1 protein-coding gene is annotated in these 1,627 nt (G+C 64.9%); it reads left to right on the forward strand.

Going from position 1 to position 1,627, the window contains the following annotated elements; translation table 11 throughout:
• Positions 1-241 precede the first annotated feature (241 nt).
• A partial coding sequence (locus tag ACFWF3_RS35195; RefSeq protein WP_379318442.1) for an ATP-binding protein occupies positions 242-1,627 on the forward strand: 1,386 nt, incomplete at its 3' end.

The raw sequence follows: 1,627 nt of genomic DNA on the forward strand, positions 1-1,627 counted from the left end.
GCAAAATACCCGAGGAGGCGGAACCGCCTCGCGGTCGGACGATTTCTTGCATTCACGGCGAAGCCAGGGGTGTCGTAGGTGCACTGTAAGTTGGGCTTACCAGTAGGATGGTGACGTAACCAGCGGCGAACCCTCGGCGCGTGCTGTGCAGTCCGTGATATTCGATGGCTCTTTCCGAGCCGTGCGCGTGCTGCCCGGATCGCTGCGCCAGGGATCAGCAAGTAAGGAGAGCTACCGAGAAGTGGCTGCCAACGACTCCAACGCATCGGGCAACAATTCAGGCTACGGTGCCTCTTCCATCACGGTCCTCGAAGGCCTCGAGGCGGTGCGCAAGCGCCCTGGCATGTACATCGGTTCCACCGGTGAACGCGGTCTGCACCACCTCATCTGGGAGGTTGTGGACAACTCGGTCGATGAGGCGATGGCCGGCTACGCCACCAAGGTCGAGGTGACCTTGCTCGCCGACGGCGGCGTCGAGGTGATCGACGACGGCCGTGGTATCCCGGTCGGGATGCACGCACAGGGCGTGCCCACGATCGAGGTCGTCATGACCCAGCTGCACGCCGGTGGCAAGTTCGACTCCGACTCCTACGCGGTGTCGGGTGGTCTGCACGGTGTCGGTATCTCGGTGGTGAACGCGCTCTCGACCAAGGTCGAGGTCGAGATCGACGTCGACGGCTACCACTGGACCCAGACCTACAAGGACGCCAAGCCCGGCAAGCTGGCGCAGGGCGAGCCGACCAAGGTCACCGGCACCACGGTGCGATTCTGGGCCGATCCCGACATCTTCGAGACCACGACCTACAACTTCGAGACCGTGGCGCGGCGCCTGCAGGAGATGGCCTTCCTGAACAAGGGCCTCACCATCAAGCTCACCGACGAGCGGGTCGCCGTCGGCGACGTGACCGACGAAGTGGTCAGTGAGACCGCCGAGGCGCCCAAGCACGCCGAGGAGGTCGCCGCCGAAGCGGTCGAGCACAAGGTGAAGACCCGCACCTACCACTACCCGGGCGGCCTGGTGGACTTCGTCCGCCACATCAACCGCACCAAGTCGGCCATCCACAACTCGGTCGTCGGCTACACGGTCAAGGGCACCGGCCACGAGCTCGAGGTCGCGATGCAGTGGAACTCGGGCTACTCCGAGTCGGTCCACACCTTCGCCAACACGATCAACACTCATGAGGGCGGCACCCACGAAGAGGGCTTCCGCGCGGCGCTCACCACGGTGGTCAACAAGTACGCCAAGGAGAAGAAGCTCCTCAAGGAGAAGGACGGCAACCTCACCGGTGACGACATCCGCGAGGGCCTGGCCGCCATCGTGAGCGTCAAGGTCGGCGAGCCGCAGTTCGAGGGCCAGACCAAGACCAAGCTCGGCAACACCGAGGTCAAGTCGTTCGTGCAGCGTGCCTGCAACGAGCACCTGCAGCACTGGTTCGAGGCCAATCCGGCCGACGCGAAGACCATCGTGCAGAAGGCGGTGTCCTCGGCACAGGCCCGCATGGCCGCCCGTAAGGCGCGCGAGCTGGTGCGTCGCAAGTCGGCGACCGACCTGGGCGGACTGCCGGGCAAGCTGGCCGACTGCCGGTCGAAGGACCCGGGCAAGTGCGAGATCTACATCGTCGAGGGT

This window comes from Nocardia sp. NPDC060220 (assembly GCF_042727815.1).
Taxonomy (GTDB): domain Bacteria; phylum Actinomycetota; class Actinomycetes; order Mycobacteriales; family Mycobacteriaceae; genus Nocardia.